Below are 17,326 nucleotides of genomic sequence, written 5' to 3'. Positions count from 1 at the left end.
AAAACACACGCAAAAAACTCGTGAAGCGCAGCTATCCCGTAGGGAATCGCCTGCAATGTATCTAGTTGCAGGGCGGCGATTGCCCAAAGAATCACTGCTTTTTAACAGCAGGGTATTCTAGGAGACATCTCCGAGAGGATGCGAACGAGATAATTTAAAATCTGCAAACAGGGTTTCAGTGCTAAGTACAGGCCGCATAGACGTAAATTTTTAATCAAATCAGCTTCCAATGTGCTGTTTTAAAGTTTACTAGGCTCCCACCGCTCGGCAGCTTTCTTTCTCCGAGCTATAAAAACGCATCAACCACACAATCACGGAAATAACATTCAATCAACATGGGTAACACGATCGATCCAAACAGAAACAGAAACGTGCATCAGACTGAGCGAGGAACTCCATTCGCCGGCCAAAGCTGGTTAGTGGAAGAAAGAGATGCCTGCGGTGTGGGGTTTATTGCCAACCAAAGCGGCGAAGCTACGCACTCGATTATTGAGAAAGCGCTGCCAGCTTTAACTTGTCTGGAACATCGCGGCGGTTGCAGCGCCGACCAAGATTCCGGCGACGGTGCGGGTTTAATGACCGCGATTCCTTGGGAATTGCTGGATGCTTGGTTTGCCGAACAGGGAATTGTGCCTCCGGCGCGGGAAAACTGCGGCGTGGGAATGCTGTTTTTGTCTCAAGATAAATTTCAAGCGACTATAGCGCGGCAGGTGGTTGAGCAAGTTCTGACCGATCGCGGGCTGAAAGTTTTGGGATGGCGCCAAGTTCCCATTGTACCGTCGGTTTTGGGCGAGCAAGCGCTAGAAAATCAACCTCAAATCGAACAAGTAATTGTCAGTTCACCGCACTTAGCCGGAGACGAACTCGACAGACACCTATTTCTGGCGCGCCGCACGATCGGACACGAGCTGTCAAAGCGCCCCAACTTCACCCGCGAAGACTTTTATACTTGCTCTTTCTCCTGCCGCACGATCGTCTATAAAGGCATGGTGCGATCGGCCGTACTGGCAGAATTTTACCCCGACCTGAAAAATCCCGCTTATAAAAGCTCCTTTGCCGTCTATCATCGGCGCTTCAGCACCAACACCCTGCCCCGCTGGCGCTTAGCCCAGCCGATGCGCTTGCTGGGACATAACGGGGAAATTAACACGCTGTTGGGCAATATTACCTGGATGAAGGCGCGACAAGCGAATTTAGCTCACCCGAATTGGAGTCAAGCTGATATCGACACGTTTAACCCAATTGTCAATCCCGAAAGCAGCGATTCGGCAAACTTGGACAACGTGATGGAGTTGTTGGTACACTCCGGCCGCACCCCCCTAGAATCCCTGACAATTCTGGTGCCCGAAGCTTACAAAAATCAGCCGGATTTGGCTGAATATCCAGAAATTGTCGATTTTTACGAATATTACAGCGGCATTCAAGAACCTTGGGACGGCCCCGCACTGCTGGTATTCAGCGATGGCAAACAAGTAGGTGCTACGCTCGATCGCAACGGTTTGCGACCGGCCCGCTACTGCATTACTAAAGACGGTTTGGTAATTGTGGCTTCCGAAGCCGGAGTTGTCGATATTCCCGAAGCAGATATTGTCGAAAAAGGCCGTTTGGGACCAGGACAAATGATTGCAGTTGACCTGCAAACCAACGAAATTCTCAAAAATTGGCAACTCAAGCAGCGCATTGCTAAGCGGCATACCTACGGCGAATGGCTGAAACAAAACCGCGAAATCTTGCAGCCGCAGCCTTTTGCGGAAACAGCAACCCTCGACTCGCAAACCCTGTTAGCAACCCAAACTGCTTTCGGCTACACAGCGGAAGATTTGGACATGGTGATCGTCGAGATGGCGAGTTCTGGGAAGGAACCGACTTTCTGCATGGGCGACGACGTTCCCTTGGCTGTGTTGTCAGAAAAGCCTCAGTTGCTGTACAACTATTTCAAACAGCGGTTCGCTCAAGTGACAAATCCGCCGATCGACCCCCTGCGCGAGGGGATGGTGATGTCGCTGACGATGAGTGTCGGCCTGCGGGGCAATTTACTGCAAGCAGTACCAGAAAATGCCAAGCGGCTGAAAATTGATTCCCCCGTACTCAACGACGCTGAACTGTATTTCTTGAAAGAGCAAAAGTCTTTCGCCGCAACCGAATTGTCAACACTTTACAAAATTTCTGCCGGGCCTGGAGGTTTGAAAACCGCAGTCGAGCAACTTTGTCAAAAGGCGGCTGCTTCGGTGCGCGAGGGTTCGAGGATTTTGATTTTGAGCGATCGAGTCTCGAAGGCAGAAGGCGGATCTTCTTCTGTTGGATTGAGTGCAGAATGTACTTATATTCCGCCCTTCCTGGCAGTTGGCGCGGTTCACCACCACTTAATTAGCGTCGGCCTGCGGATGCAAACTTCGCTGGTTGTGGATACCGCCCAATGTTGGAGCACTCACCACTTCGCTTGTTTGATCGGTTACGGTGCGGTGGCTGTTTGCCCTTACCTGGCCTTGGAAAGCGTGCGCGCCTGGTGGTATGACACCAAGACTCAAAATTTGATGCAGCACGGCAAAGTTGCCAATATTACCGTGGCACAGGCTCAAGCTAGATACCGCACAGCGGTGGAAAACGGCTTGCTGAAGATTATGTCGAAAATGGGGATTTCGCTATTGTCTAGCTATCAAGGGGCGCAAATCTTTGAGGCGATCGGCATTGGCGGTGATTTGCTCGATTTGGGTTTCAAAGGCACTGTTTCCCGCATCGGCGGTTTGAGTGTAGCGGAACTGGCTAACGAGGTAATGTCTTTCCACACTCAGGCTTTCCCAGAATTGCACCTCAAAAAGCTGGAAAATTACGGCTTCGTGCAGTACCGCCGGGGTGGTGAATATCACATGAACAGCCCGGAAATGGCGAAGGCTTTGCACAAGGCTGTAACTACTTTTAAGGCTCAGACTAACAGTAACGGCAATGGGGCAGAACCAAAAATGACACCATTTGGTGACAAAAATGGTGAAAGTGCCTACGACCATTATGAGGTTTACAAGCAACTGCTCGAAAATCGCCCGGTAACGGCTTTGCGGGATTTGCTGGATTTCCAGAGCGATCGCCCTTCCATTCCCATTGAAGACGTAGAATCTGTAGCAGATATTGTCAAGCGGTTCGCCACCGGCGGAATGTCTCTCGGCGCTTTGTCCCCGGAAGCCCACGAAACGCTAGCCATCGCCATGAACCGCATCGGCGGCAAATCCAACTCCGGCGAAGGCGGGGAAGACCCGGTGCGCTACAAAGTGCTAAACGATGTGAGCGCGGCGGGATTCTCACAAACGCTACCTCACTTGAAAGGTTTGCAAAACGGCGATACAGCTTCTTCATCCATCAAACAAGTAGCTTCGGGACGCTTCGGGGTGACTCCTGAATACCTGATGAACGCCGAACAAATCGAAATTAAGATCGCACAAGGTGCGAAACCGGGTGAAGGCGGTCAATTGCCAGGGGCGAAAGTGAGCGAGTACATTGCTTATTTGCGCCGATCGAAACCGGGTGTGACGCTAATTTCCCCTCCTCCTCACCACGATATTTATTCGATCGAAGATTTGGCGCAGTTGATTTTTGACTTGCACCAAATCAATCCCAAAGCAGGAGTTTCGGTGAAGTTGGTGTCGGAAGTTGGCATCGGGACTGTAGCCGCTGGTGTCGCCAAGGCAAATGCTGATGTGATTCAAATTTCCGGTCACGATGGCGGCACTGGTGCTTCGCCACTAAGTTCGATTAAGCACGCAGGTTCTCCGTGGGAACTCGGGTTGACTGAAGTTCACCGGGTGCTAATGGAAAATAAATTGCGCGATCGAGTTTTGCTCCGCGTTGACGGTGGTTTTAAAAGCGGCTGGGACGTGATTGTAGGCGCTTTGATGGGCGGCGAAGAGTACGGTTTCGGCACGGTGGCAATGATTGCAGAAGGCTGCATTATGGCTCGCGTTTGCCACATGAATAGTTGTCCGGTGGGCGTGACTACTCAACAAGAACACTTGCGGAAACGGTTCCCCGGAACGCCGGAACACGTTGTTAATTTCTTCTATTTCGTAGCACAAGAAGTGCGGAGTTTGCTGGCGAAATTGGGTTATAAGTCGATCGCAGATATCATCGGCCGCGCGGATTTGCTGAAAATGCGCGAGGGGGTGCAACTAACTAAAACCCAAGCGATTAATTTGGATTGTTTGACCAAGTTACCTGATACTAAGAACGATCGATCTTTCTTGATACACGGCGACGTACACACCAACGGGCCAGTATTAGACGATGATTTGCTCGCAGATGCTGAGATTCAAAGTGCGATCGCCAATCACGGCACTGTTAGCAAGAATGTAAAATTGGTGAATACCGATCGCACTGTAGGCGCAAGAATCAGTGGTGCGATCGCACAGCAACACGGTAACACCGGCTTTAGCGGTCAAATCACCCTCAACTTCACTGGTAGCGCGGGCCAAAGCTTCGGCGCGTTCAATTTACCAGGGATGACGCTGGTACTGTCAGGCCAAGCCAACGACTACGTTGGTAAAGGAATGCACGGCGGCGAAATCGCGATCGCACCGCCGGCTGGTGCGACTTATGATGCTTCCGAAAATGCGATCGTCGGTAACACTTGTTTGTATGGTGCGACGGGGGGAACTCTGTTGGCTGCGGGTAAAGCTGGCGAACGGTTTGCGGTGCGTAACTCGATGGCGAAAGCAGTCATTGAAGGTGCTGGCGATCACTGCTGCGAGTACATGACTGGTGGCGTGATTGTCGTGTTAGGAAAAGTCGGTCGCAACGTCGGCGCTGGAATGACTGGCGGCTTGGCTTATTTCCTTGATGAAGATGGCAGTTTCCCGGCTCATGTCAACGGGGAGATTGTGAAGATGCAGCGCGTTTGTACGGCGGCTGGGGAGGCGCAATTAAAGGAGTTGATTGAGGCTCAGTGCGATCGAACGGGCAGCAAGAAAGCTGAGAAGATTTTAGCAAATTGGTCGGAATATTTGCCTAAGTTCTGGCAAGTTGTGCCGCCAAGTGAAGCGAATTCGCCGGAGGCTTCGGAACAAAAGATTGCTGTGGAAGTTTAATTTTCCAGTTGGTTAAATAGATGAGGGGCGACGCAAGTTGCCCCTTTTTTAATCTTCATATCAAATCCCTTGGTATCGAAATTTTTCATCTCTCTCTTCTCTTCCTCAGCGTCCTCTGCGCTCTCTGCGGTTTAATCATTCCGAAACATTGGCTTTCCTCTTTTAACCGTTGTTTTATTAATCACCAGATAACAGAAATTACACCTGAAGCCGTAATATTTCCATCGCACGTCAACAGCGCAACAGTTTCACCTTGATTTTGCAAAATCATTGCGGTTGCTACAATTTGACGATCGTGCATTTCATGGATGCTCAATAAGCTGAGCGTTTGGGTGATGATGGTTCTATCGAGTGGATAAATCGCGATTCTAGGATCGCTGTTAACTGCATTCAACAAAGCATTCACAGATGGAATTGATGTTTTTCTTCGTTCTACAATCCATGCAGCTTCAGCCAAGGCGATCGCAGGTAGAACAAGCTGACTGGTCAAATTGGAGAGAATTGCTTGGGCTTGAGTCCCCAATCTTTGATTTCCTTCGAGAAACCAGATCAGCGCGTGGGTATCAATGACATATTTCATCTGCAGCTATGACCAATCTAATTCATCGTCAGTATCCCCTTGAAACTCGGCAATCTCGAAAGCGTCTGCGGTAGATTGTTGAGTACCAGCAAACATTCCAAACTTGATAAATGTAGGCGATCTAGGAATGGATGGCGCAGCCAAAAAAGTAATCACCACGCGGCTTTCATAAATGTTTTCAGGAACTTCTAAAAGTTCGATGACTCCATTTCTGTAAATTCCTTCAAATGCTTGGAGCATAATGATTTACCTCGCGTACAATATGGTCTATCGACTCGCTAGTTAACAATCCCAGTCTAACAAATCTTCCCCCAAAAACACCAATTTTTGATAATATAATAGTTTCAGCCAATATAACATTATATCAAATCTGTCGGGCGCTCGGCATTCGCGGAGGTGCTGTTTTCCACATCAAATCTATTTCTTCCGGTGTCAATCCATAAGCTTGATTAACTAAGTCGGATAAACGGTGTTCGAGTCTCAACGCCTCAGCTTTGCGAGATTGAATAGCGGGTGCATATTCATTATAAGTTTCGCGGACTGCTTTTAGTCCAGCAACGCCGAGAGGATCGGATGATTTAGTTTTCGGCATTCGCTTTCTGATTTCTGCTACAAATTCTGCAAAGGAAAGGGCAGAAAAATCTTCGAGTTTTTCTCCGACTTTATCAATTAAATAAGTGATTTCTAGCCATTGCAAGACATCTCGATGAGTTTCTTGATTAGTTTTGGCGATTTCAATTAAACGGCTGACAATTGGTTCGACTTCGGCACGAATTGAGTCAGTTGGTGGTGCGATCGGAAGCTTTTCCATCAAGTAACCAGCAGGGTTTAGGGCCTCATCTTTCATGTGCTTTAAATACCGCCAATTGTGCCACCAGATGAGGGGTGAGTTGAGAACTGCTAATATATATAAATCGTCTTTGGGGAGGATAAAAACTTTATTATTTGTCAAATAACCATTTGTCTCATAGCTATACGAAGGATGGAATTGAATTTCTTGATATATAATTTTGGGTTTCTCGAATAGCTGCCAGTAGTCAATAGTATCTTGAATTTCATACCACTTATAATTACCAGCTTTGCGTCCTCCCCAATCACCATCTCTAGTGTCATTCCATTCTTTGGGACGGGGTTCTAATTGTTTTCGATACTGATTTAAATAAAACTTAATAGCAGGGTAATTATCAATTTCAATTCCTCGGCGAGCAAAAATCATCCAGAGGTTTGGCCATTGGGAGTACCAACGTTTTATATCTTGACCTCTGAGATATGGTTTGATAACTTCAGCAGACTTCGGGTCGGATTGAATCAAACTATTTTTGGTGGCTTCATCAATTAAAAATGCTTCATTTAATCCAGTTAATATTCCCCAATAAGGCTTAATTTCAGCAAAGTCTTTGAGTGCAATCCCTGCTTGCTGAATTTTTTGCATCAACTCATAAACATTTGGTATTTCTAAACTCCATGCCTCACCATTAAAGCGCGACCAAGGAATGTCATAACCGTTTTGTTGCACGTATTGCGTGAGATTGATATTATCAAGTTGCTCACGGGGAACCGGACAAATAATCACAGGCAATTTAGGTTGTGGTTTTTTCTCCTCAATCTCCTTCTTTGTTTCAGATGTAGAGGAAAATGGATTAGGTTTTCGTACTGCTACAATACAAGGAAAAGTATCAGCATCTTCAAAAATTGGAGCGTGTCCAAAATCAATAATCTGCTCAAACACGGCACGATCAGCAAAAAACTTGCGAAGCGGTTCGCCATAACCTGAACTCAGCCATTTATTAGTTACAATATAAGAAAGAATCCCCCCTGGCTTAAGAAGTTTAAATCCTTTCTCATAGAAATAAGTATACATATCCGCCATTCCATGATAAGACTCGTAATTAGCTTGTAGGTAAGGCTTAAGCGAGGAAAACAACTTTTGGCGCACGTAAGGCGGATTGCCAATGACAACATCAAAACCGCCATCAGCAAAAATCTGGGAAAATTCAGCTTGCCAATCAAACGCTGTATCTGCTACATTACTGTCAGCGACGATCGAGTTTCCCGCTTTAATATTATCATCCAAATAAGTCAGCGTTTTACCCGCTTGGGCCGTCTTCAACCACAGGGAAAGTTTGGTAATTTCCGCCGATTCCGGCAGCAAATCTACGCCGTACAGGTTGTTGCTTAAAATGCTTCTGTCAAATTCAAGCGAGTTGCCGTCTTTTGGCTTACATCCCAAAGCATTCAATTCGCGATCGACTCTTTCGTACTGCTGCATCAAATAATCAAAAGCCGCAATCAAAAAAGCACCCGAACCGCACGCCGGATCGATGACGCGCGTTTTTTGCAGCACCTCGTCTCGATACGCTTTCCAAAACTTAATTGCAGTTTTCTTTGCCGGCTGCACCGAATCTTCAGCAACTTCGCCCATTAGGAATAAATCGCGCAATTCTTGCTCTCGACGCTGCAAATAGCCACCGAGAGAAACCTCGACAATATACTGAGTAATAAAAGCTGGCGTGTAAAACACACCTTGAGTTTTTCGCTTGCCTTTTTTCTGATTGTACTCCTGTCCGGTAGTTTCAGCATTTAATTCTTCCAAATCTGTAACAGACTGCTCGAAGATATGCCCCAAAATATCGACGGAAACTTCGGTATCAAAATCAAATCTGGTCAGCTTATTAAGGAGACTGCATAAGGGATTTGGCACAGTCAATTGTGCGTCTAAAACCGGATCGAATTTAAATAAACCGCCGTTGTATCCCGGTACAGGAGGGTCATCATTTCCCACATCCACCCAGCGAAATACAGATTGATAATTTTCCCAAATTAATCTAGGATTGTATTGGTCTTTGTGGTCGTGAGCGTTGCTGAGGGTGTTTCGCGGCAGCAATCCTTTATCTTCACAAAAAGCAATGAATAAAACGCGGTCTAAAGTTTTTTGAGCTTTTTCGATGAGTACGCGATCGCGGTTGGGGATATCCTGCGGCCCAGTAAAGCGAAAATGTTTGACGAGAGCGAGTCGAATTGCTTTGTACTCTTGATATAATTTATTTGTAATTTCTTCTTGAGCTTCGTCAGAGTCTTTTAACAGTCTGTCAATAACAGAAACTGTTTGCTCTTGGTTTTTAGGCAAAAAATTGCGGCGACACAGCAGAAAGTAAAACCGCTTAAAAGCTGCAATATCCGCCAAGTCAGCCATAAAAAATTGTTCGTAATAAGCGGGAGTTTTATTGGTATGATAAAGTCGTAACTCTCGATAATTCGAGACAATAATCCAGCGACAATCGGGTGTATAATTAGCGTAGCGCCAACCTTGGTCAACTGCTGATTCGGTTCGCCCGGATGCGGGACGGTCTAAATCATTTTTTGCTCCCTTGAGTTCGATAGGAGCAATCACTTTACCTTGCAGGGACACGGCTGTGCTTTTAGGATTGCCAGCAGCAGTAAAAAAGCCGATCGCCCCGTCAGCAGAACCGCCACCCTCAGATATCGTTTGTTCCGCGTTAATTTCCCAAGCTTTCCCCGCACCTTGAATTACCGAGCAATATCCCAAAGTATCCTGAAAGATATCATTAATAAAACTGCCGTGCAGGGAAACTTCTTTAACTTCGTCTAACGTACCCGTTTTAAGTGCAGCAATCCACTTTCCCAATTTGTGGTGGCGCACTTCAATATCTTGGGGAAAGCTAAAAGCACGCAAAGCAGTGTTGAGTGTTTTGCTGTGAAAAAGGGCGCGAGTAGAGCGATTTGTCATCTTTTCAAGCAGGTTAATAAAGTTAATTTTACAGCATCCAAGTGCAACAGCGGCTCAGACCTTCTGCTATCAAATCAGTTATACTCCAAGGTCGATCGCACCCTACCCCCTCAAAAATGCGTGTAAAGCGCAGCTATCCCGCTCTTAATGGCTCCCTCAAGAGTCAAAAACGCCACCTCTAAAGCTGAGCTAGCTCTCATTTACTTTGCATATCGTAATTATCAAGAAAAGCTATAATTTTTTCTCAGTGGCTTTCCCCTGCTCCCTTCGGGTTTTACAGCAAAAGTTAAATACAGGTGAGCTTATCTGCACGGAGCGAAAAGTTTTGTTACAATAGGTAAGCTGTTACAAATCGTAACTTATGCTGATTTCTATTTTAATAATTGACGTTGCCCTCGTTGCCTGGTCTTTGCACTTAATGCAAGAGGCGATCGCGCAACGGGAATTTTCACTAATGCTAGCCGGCACCCTAGTTGCTGTCTCAGCCGCCGCCCTGCTAGTTGTCTACTTCCTCATGGGGTCTTGTTTGAGCCATTTAACCGAAATATCCCAACACACTTACTAGATCATAGTAGGGGATTGACCATTGTCCAGAAGCGAGGAGAGTTTTGTGGAAAAGAAGCCGAAAGCCTTGCCAGCCGAAGGCTCAAAACTAATTTCCCCAAAAAGCTTGACAAATATTGGTTAGTTAAGGCATGATTGAGAGCGCGAAAAGAAAGGGGAATTAGCTCAGTTGGTAGAGCACTACAATGGCATTGTAGGGGTCAGCGGTTCGAGCCCGCTATTCTCCATAAATCAAAATTAGGGATAAATTACTTCTGTGCCCTTACTTGTAGGGAAACCGCACTGCCGTGTCCTCATCGCCGTCTACTTAGTCGTACTAAACAGCATTGGCGTGTCGTTAAATTCGATCGCCCTACACACCGCGAAAACCAATTTTCCCGTAAAATCAAAACAGTCTACCCGCAACCAAAGCGCTACCTGTGGCAAAGTCAACTGAACCCAGCAATCCAGAGAGGCCGAGCCAACTTGCCCGCACGCCTCTGTACGACCTATCATTAGAACTCAAAGCCCGAATGGTCCCCTTTTCCGGGTGGGAGATGGCGGTGCAGTACGCAGGCATTAGCAGCGAACACCAAGCAGTACGCCAGCAAGCAGGAATGTTCGACATTTCCCACATGGGCAAATTCTGTTTGACAGGGAAACAACTAATAGAAAAATTTCAACCCTTAGTACCCTCAGACTTAAGCCGCTTGCAACCCGGTCAAGCTCAATATACAGTCTTACTAAACGCCAAAGGCTGCATCTTAGACGACATTATTTTCTACTGCCAAGAACCCGATGCCACCACTGGCGAAGAACGTGCCGTAATCATTGTCAATGCCGCCACTCGCATCCCAGACAAAACCTGGATCACCACTCACTTAGAATTGAGCGAACTCTGTTTTACAGACATCTCCGAAGATAAAGTTTTAATTGCCCTTCAAGGGCCAGAGGCTGTTAACTATCTCCAGCCTTTTGTGGAAGACAACCTCGCACCAATTAAAGCATTTGGTCACTTAGAAACAAATGTGTTGGGACAGCCGAGTTTTATCGCCAGAACTGGTTACACGGGCGAAGATGGGTTTGAAATCATGGTGGATGCCGAAGTAGGAAAAGAACTGTGGCAAAAATTGTTAGCTGCAGGAGTTGTACCCTGCGGGTTGGGTGCAAGAGATACCTTGCGTTTAGAAGCAGCAATGGCTCTTTACGGTCAAGATATCGACGACAATATCACGCCTTTAGAGGCTGGATTGGGTTGGGTTGTTCACCTCGACACTAAAGGCGATTTTATTGGTCGCGAGGTTTTGGAACAGCAGAAAGCGAGTGGAGTATCAAAGCGGTTGGTAGGTTTAGAAATGCAGGGGCGGCACATTGCGCGCCACGGCTATCCGGTAATATTTGAAGGCGAAACAGTAGGAGAAGTTACTAGCGGTACATTATCCCCTACATTGAATCGGGCAGTGGCCCTCGCGGTTGTTCCGGCAAAATTAGCGAAAATCGGTCAGCAATTAGAAATCGAGATTCGCGGGAAAAACTATGGGGCTAGTGTGGTGAAAAAACCATTTTATCGATCGCAAAAGCGGCTAAATTAAATGTATGGTGTCTTAGCTAAAATTATCTTCGCTAGACAAGATGGCATAGATATTTGATTGATAGAACAACCGCCGATGCAAGGCAGATAAACGCAGATAATTTTAAGATGGTTTGCGACTTAATGCTAAAAGTCTGCTGCAAATCAAGAAAATCCCTGGGTGAGGTACTCTAGGAGTTTCAGATATTAAACACCCATAGTTTAATAAGATTTAACTGATACTTTTTTATTGCAAGGAATTGACATGGCACTAACATACCCCGATGACCTGAAGTACCTAGACACCCACGAATACATCCGACTCGAAGGCGAAATTGCCACCATCGGCATTAGTGCCTTTGCAGTTGACCAACTCGGCGATATTGTTTTTCTAGATTTGCCCGAAGTCGGTGCAGGTTTGGAAAAGGGCGAAGCTTTCGGTACAGTCGAGTCAGTGAAAGCGGTTGAAGACTTGAAAGCACCTGTTACGGGTACTGTCGTAGAACGCAATGATGAGATTATAGAGTCTCCCGAAAATTTGGCAGAAGACCCCTACAGGGACGGGTGGCTGCTGAAAGTGCGCGTTGAGAATCCCAGCGAAGTCGATGACGCTTTATCCGCCCAGAAGTATCGCCAAATGGTCGAAGGGGAATAGGGCATAGGGCATGGGGCTCGTTGATAATTCCACAATCCCCCAGGGTTGAAACCCACGGGGCTTTTAGCACAAGTCGTCTAAAGACGACTGATAGCCAATCCGGCTTCAATACCCCTTTATCTCTTAGTCGGCCGAAACAGACTTCGTTTGACTCTCGACAGGGGTTTCAACCGCTGACCTTAATCTAAGGTCGTCTAAAGACGACTTTAGCTATAAGACAGGGGTTTCAACCCCTGTCGGACTTTGATACACGCCAAAAATCTTGCTTAGTCGTCTTCAGACGAGTGTAGCTGTGAGACAGGAATTTCAACTCCTGTCGGACTTTCATAGACGCAGAAAATCTTCCTGGTTGTCTTAGCAAAATGTTACAAACAAAGAAGCAAAAGTCTATTCAGGAGAATCCGCCTTGGTACTCTACAGCCCTCAACTTGAACCCAGTCAGCAGCAAAACCTTTCCTCCATCAATGGTTTTGCGGGTCGGCACATTGGCCCGACACCCAGCGAAATCCAGCAAATGCTCAATGTTTTGGGCATTTCCAGCCTCGATGAGTTGATTGACAAAACGGTTCCAGCGGCGATTCGCATTTCTCAACCCTTACAACTTCCCGCAGCGCAAAGCGAGTACAGCGCTTTGGCAGAATTGAAAGAAATTGCTGCAAAAAATCAGGTATTTCGATCGTACATCGGCACAGGATATCACGACTGCATCACACCCCCCGTCATCCAGCGGAATATCCTAGAAAATCCCGGCTGGTATACAGCTTACACTCCCTACCAAGCTGAAATTGCTCAAGGGCGATTGGAAGCTTTGCTGAACTTCCAAACCATGATAATTGACCTCACGGGTTTGGAAATTGCCAACGCTTCTTTGCTGGATGAAGGGACTGCGGCGGCGGAAGCGATGGCGGTGAGTTACGGCGCCAGCAAAAAGGGGGCAAAAGCGTTTTTTGTTTCCCAAGATTGCCACCCTCAAACTTTGGAAGTTGTGCAAACTCGCGCTAAGCCGTTGGGAATTGAGGTAATTGTCGGCGACCATCACAGCTTTGAGTTCGATCGTACAATCTTCGGCGCTCTCGTGCAATACCCCGCCACAGACGGCGCAATTTACGACTATACCGATTTTATTCTATCGGCACACGAAGTCGGCGCATTAGTCACAGTAGCCGCCGACATATTGAGCCTTTGCTTGCTCACACCCCCCGGCGAATTCGGCGCGGATATAGCCGTAGGAAGCACTCAGCGCTTCGGAGTGCCGATGGGATTCGGAGGGCCGCACGCCGCCTATTTCGCCACGCGAGAAGAGTTTAAACGGCAAGTTCCGGGGCGAATTGTCGGCGTTTCTAAAGATGCCAACGGCAAATCTGCTTTGCGTTTGGCATTGCAAACTCGCGAACAGCACATCCGCCGCGAAAAAGCAACCAGCAATATTTGTACTGCTCAAGTTTTGCTGGCAGTGATGGCGAGTATGTATGCTGTTTATCACGGCCCGTCTGGACTCAAAGATATTGCTGAGAAAGTATGGAGTTTAACGGCACTTTTGGCATCCGGTTTGAAAAGTTTCGGATACAAAATTGGTTCTCAACATTTCTTCGATACTGTGCGCGTAGAATTGGGAGATAAACCGCTGTCAGAAATTCTTGAAGCTGCTAAAGTTCGCAAAATTAATCTCCGAATATTCGATAATTCGACAGTGGGAATCACGTTAGATGAAACTGTCAGCGTTGAAGATGTGCAAGAGTTGTGGAAGATTTTTGCACAGGATAAAGATTATATCAGGGCTGACGGGCAGGATGCTCTCAACATTCCGCTGGATGCAGACGCATTGAGTTTATATCTGACATTACCAGATTTTTGCGATCGCACCAGCAGCTATCTCGCCCATCCTGTTTTCAACAGCTACCATTCAGAAACCGAACTTTTGCGCTATTTGCACCGTTTAGAAGCCAAGGATTTATCGCTGAACACATCGATGATTCCCTTGGGTTCTTGCACAATGAAATTGAATGCAACAGCAGAGATGATGCCAGTGACTTGGGCGGAATTTGGCAAGATACATCCCTTTGCACCCCCCGATCAAACTCGCGGCTATCAAATGATGTTCGTGCAACTAGAACAGTGGCTGGCCGAAATCACCGGTTTTGCGGGAATTTCTTTGCAGCCCAACGCCGGTTCCCAAGGCGAATACGCGGGCTTGTTAGTTATTCACCAATACCACGAACACCGAGGCGAATCTCACCGAAATATCTGTTTGATTCCCCAGTCAGCCCACGGTACAAATCCGGCTAGCGCGGTGATGGCGGGGATGAAAGTAGTTCCAGTAGAGTGCGATTCTCAGGGCAATATTGATGTTGCTGACTTACATAAAAAAGCAGAAAAACACAAAAATGAACTGGCAGCGTTGATGGTGACATATCCATCTACGCACGGCGTTTTTGAGGAAGAGATTAAAGATATTTGCGATATTGTCCACAACTGCGGTGGACAAGTTTATATGGACGGCGCAAATATGAATGCTCAAGTTGGTTTGTGCCGCCCTGGTGATTTTGGTGCTGATGTTTGTCACTTGAATCTGCACAAAACTTTTTGTATTCCCCACGGCGGCGGCGGCCCGGGAATGGGACCGATTGGGGTAATGTCTCATTTAGTGGAATTTTTGCCCAGTCATTCTATTCTTAACAGTCAACAGTCAACAGTCAACAGTCAACAAATATCAGTGGGTGCTGTTTCCGCGGCGCCTTGGGGAAGTGCTAGCATTTTGCCTATTTCTTGGATGTACATTCGGATGATGGGAGGAGTGGGTTTAACTGAGGCAACAAAAGTAGCAATTATTAATGCTAATTACATGGCAAAACGCTTAGAATCTTACTATCCGGTTTTGTACAAAGGGAAAGCTGGTTTGGTGGCGCATGAGTGTATTCTAGATTTGCGATCGCTCAAAAAATCTGCGGCTATTGAAGTTGAAGATATCGCTAAACGTTTGATGGATTACGGCTATCACGCACCGACGGTTTCTTGGCCTGTCCCTGGTACGGTAATGGTGGAACCGACGGAAAGCGAATCGAAGCAGGAATTAGACCGTTTTTGCGATGCGATGATTGCAATTCGATCTGAAATTGCGGAAATTGAAAAAGGTAATGTGGACGCGCAAAATAACGTATTGAAAAATGCGCCACACACCGCAGAATCTCTGATGGTTGATGAGTGGAATCGTCCTTATACTCGCGCGCAAGCGGCTTATCCGGCACCTTGGACTCGCGAATATAAGTTTTGGCCGGCGGTGGGCCGAATAGATAATGCGTTTGGCGATCGCAATTTTGTCTGTTCTTGTTTACCAATGGAGGCTTACACTCAAGGTTAAATAAGTCTCTCCGGGTGGGCAAGGGGCACTTTACACATATACTCTTGTGGGGTGCTTATAGCCCGCCCAAAAAATAAAATTTAAATGTATAACAGCTTATCAAGCTAAATAAACTCGCCGAAAACAATGTAATACAAGAATCACAACATCCCCAGGTAAAATAAAAAATGAATAGACGATTTTTGTGGTTGGCTCCCGAAAATAAATCGCGTTGGATTATCCTATTATTGTTAAGTTTTTTGGCTGCTTTGGGGGTAGTGGCAACAACAGCTTACATCAAAAATGGCATCGCTCAAACAGCCAATCCGACCTTATCTGTAGACGTTGGTGCCGATCGACATCCGATAAGTCCCGACATCTATGGTATGAATGATTATGCGATCGATAGCGCCCTCGCCAAAGAGTTGCGAATTCCGGTAGAACGCTGGGGGGCTAATCACACCAGCCGCTACAACTGGTTAGTCGATTCTTCCAACAGCGGCGATGACTTCTTTTTCGTGGGTGGCGGCGACAATAAAAATCCTGTTCCAGGCGATTCTATAGATAAAATTGTCAAAACCAACCGCCAAAACGGCAGCCAAAGCATCGTTACAATCCCGATGATTGGCTATGTAAATAAATTTAGCACTTGGAACTGCGGCTTTAGAGTATCCAAATACGGCCCGCAAGAAAAAACAAACCCCTACATTTTTCCAGAAGGCGATAAGTGTGGCAACGGTAAGCGTCCCGACGGCACTTTGATAACTGATAATAATCGCCTTGATGTCAGTATTATTAGCGACCCAGCTTTTCAACAAGCTTGGGTTCAACACTTAGTTAAAACCCACGGTACTGCTGCTAAAGGCGGTGTGCAAATTTATCAAATGGACAACGAACCAAGTGGCTGGGGAAATACTCACCGCGATGTTCATCCAGAAACGACAAGTTACGAGGAATTGCGCGATCGCACTTATCAATATGCGTCAATGGTAAAAGCTACAGATCCCACTGCTAAGGTACTCGGCCCGTCGGATTTTGGCTGGCCTGTCTATGTGGATTCGGGCGTTAAGGGCGATCGCGAAAAACACGGCGGTGCCTGGTTGGCGCGGTGGTACTTGCAACAAATGCGCGCTTATGAAAAGCAGAAAGGTGTTCGGATTCTCGACTATTTCGACGAACACTACTATCCTGCGGCGGACGATACCTGTTTGGCTAATTGTCCCGCCGGCGATGCCAAAACCCAAGCGCTACGACTGCGATCGACTCGTTCTCTCTGGGATGCTACTTATACTGATGAAAGTTGGATAGGAAAATACAATCCACCCTTAACAATTATCCCCCGGTTTCGAGAGTGGGTAAAACAGGATTATCCCGGTACAAAAATTGCAATTACTGAATACAATTGGGGTGGTTTAGAGTCGATTAACGGGGCATTAGCCCAAGCCGATGTACTGGGGATTTTTGGGCGGGAACAAGTGGATTTAGCGACGCTATGGGGGCCTCCTAAGTCCTCGGAACCGGGGGCTTATGCTTTCCGAATGTACATTAATTACGACGGAAAAGGCGGTAAGTATGGCGATACTTGGGTGCGCTCATATAGCACAGATCCAGGACTTTTGTCAATATACGGAGCCGATCGCAGTAGTGATGGTACTCTGACGCTGGTAATTATTAATAAAACCCACAACAATTTGACTAGCAAATTGAGTTTGAAAGGATTTCAACCGGCGGGGAAAGCTCAATTTTATACCATTTTGCCAAATAAGTGCTACAATGTCAGGTCAGAAAATTAAGGGATTTTTTATGAAGGTCAACTATCAA

Annotated in this window: 9 protein-coding genes and 1 tRNA gene; 7 read left to right on the top strand and 3 right to left on the bottom strand. The window is 46.7% G+C overall.

Features of this window, described 5'->3' with window-relative positions:
- The first annotated feature begins 335 nt into the window (after nucleotides 1–335).
- Nucleotides 336–5,072, top strand: coding sequence for a glutamate synthase-related protein (locus tag QT996_RS24110; RefSeq protein WP_333049612.1), 4,737 nt, complete (start codon nucleotides 336–338; stop codon nucleotides 5,070–5,072).
- Nucleotides 5,073–5,253: 181 nt separating this feature from the next.
- Here QT996_RS24110 and QT996_RS24105 read toward each other — a convergent pair whose 3' ends face one another.
- From QT996_RS24105 to QT996_RS24095, 3 genes are all read right to left on the bottom strand, one after another.
- Nucleotides 5,254–5,652, bottom strand: a complete 399-nt coding sequence (locus tag QT996_RS24105) for a PIN domain-containing protein (RefSeq protein WP_333049611.1) — start codon at nucleotides 5,650–5,652, stop codon at nucleotides 5,254–5,256.
- A 6-nt stretch (nucleotides 5,653–5,658) separates the two neighbouring features.
- A complete protein-coding gene (locus QT996_RS24100) occupies nucleotides 5,659–5,892 on the bottom strand; it encodes a hypothetical protein (RefSeq protein WP_333049610.1) in 234 nt (77 codons plus the stop codon).
- Nucleotides 5,893–6,016: 124 nt separating this feature from the next.
- Nucleotides 6,017–9,400, bottom strand: coding sequence for an Eco57I restriction-modification methylase domain-containing protein (locus QT996_RS24095; RefSeq protein WP_333049608.1), 3,384 nt, complete (start codon nucleotides 9,398–9,400; stop codon nucleotides 6,017–6,019).
- Nucleotides 9,401–9,761: 361 nt separating this feature from the next.
- Between QT996_RS24095 and QT996_RS24090 the strand changes: the two genes are divergently transcribed.
- From QT996_RS24090 to QT996_RS24065, 6 genes are all read left to right on the top strand, one after another.
- The gene (locus QT996_RS24090; protein WP_333049606.1) at nucleotides 9,762–9,965 is read left to right on the top strand and encodes a hypothetical protein; all 204 of its coding nucleotides are present in this window, start codon (nucleotides 9,762–9,764) and stop codon (nucleotides 9,963–9,965) included.
- Nucleotides 9,966–10,118: 153 nt separating this feature from the next.
- Nucleotides 10,119–10,191: transfer RNA gene (locus QT996_RS24085), tRNA-Ala, on the top strand.
- Nucleotides 10,192–10,383: 192 nt separating this feature from the next.
- Complete coding sequence (gene gcvT, locus QT996_RS24080) at nucleotides 10,384–11,535, top strand: glycine cleavage system aminomethyltransferase GcvT (protein WP_333049604.1); 1,152 nt, start codon at nucleotides 10,384–10,386, stop codon at nucleotides 11,533–11,535.
- 243 nt (nucleotides 11,536–11,778) lie between these two features.
- Nucleotides 11,779–12,168: a glycine cleavage system protein GcvH gene (gene gcvH, locus QT996_RS24075; protein ID WP_333049603.1), complete on the top strand. Its 390-nt coding sequence runs from the start codon at nucleotides 11,779–11,781 to the stop codon at nucleotides 12,166–12,168.
- A 406-nt stretch (nucleotides 12,169–12,574) separates the two neighbouring features.
- The gene (gene gcvP / locus QT996_RS24070) at nucleotides 12,575–15,526 is read left to right on the top strand and encodes an aminomethyl-transferring glycine dehydrogenase (protein ID WP_333049601.1); all 2,952 of its coding nucleotides are present in this window, start codon (nucleotides 12,575–12,577) and stop codon (nucleotides 15,524–15,526) included.
- A gap of 167 nt (nucleotides 15,527–15,693) precedes the next feature.
- Nucleotides 15,694–17,298 (top strand): glycoside hydrolase family 44 protein, encoded by a 1,605-nt coding sequence (locus tag QT996_RS24065; protein WP_333049600.1) that lies wholly within the window; start codon nucleotides 15,694–15,696, stop codon nucleotides 17,296–17,298.
- Nucleotides 17,299–17,326: the final 28 nt, after the last annotated feature.

This window comes from Microcoleus sp. S13C4, from assembly GCF_036700865.1.
Taxonomy (GTDB): Bacteria; Cyanobacteriota; Cyanobacteriia; order Cyanobacteriales; family Microcoleaceae; genus Microcoleus.
The sequence above is the reverse complement of the archived record's forward strand: the minus strand, read 5'-3'. Positions and strand labels throughout refer to the sequence as shown.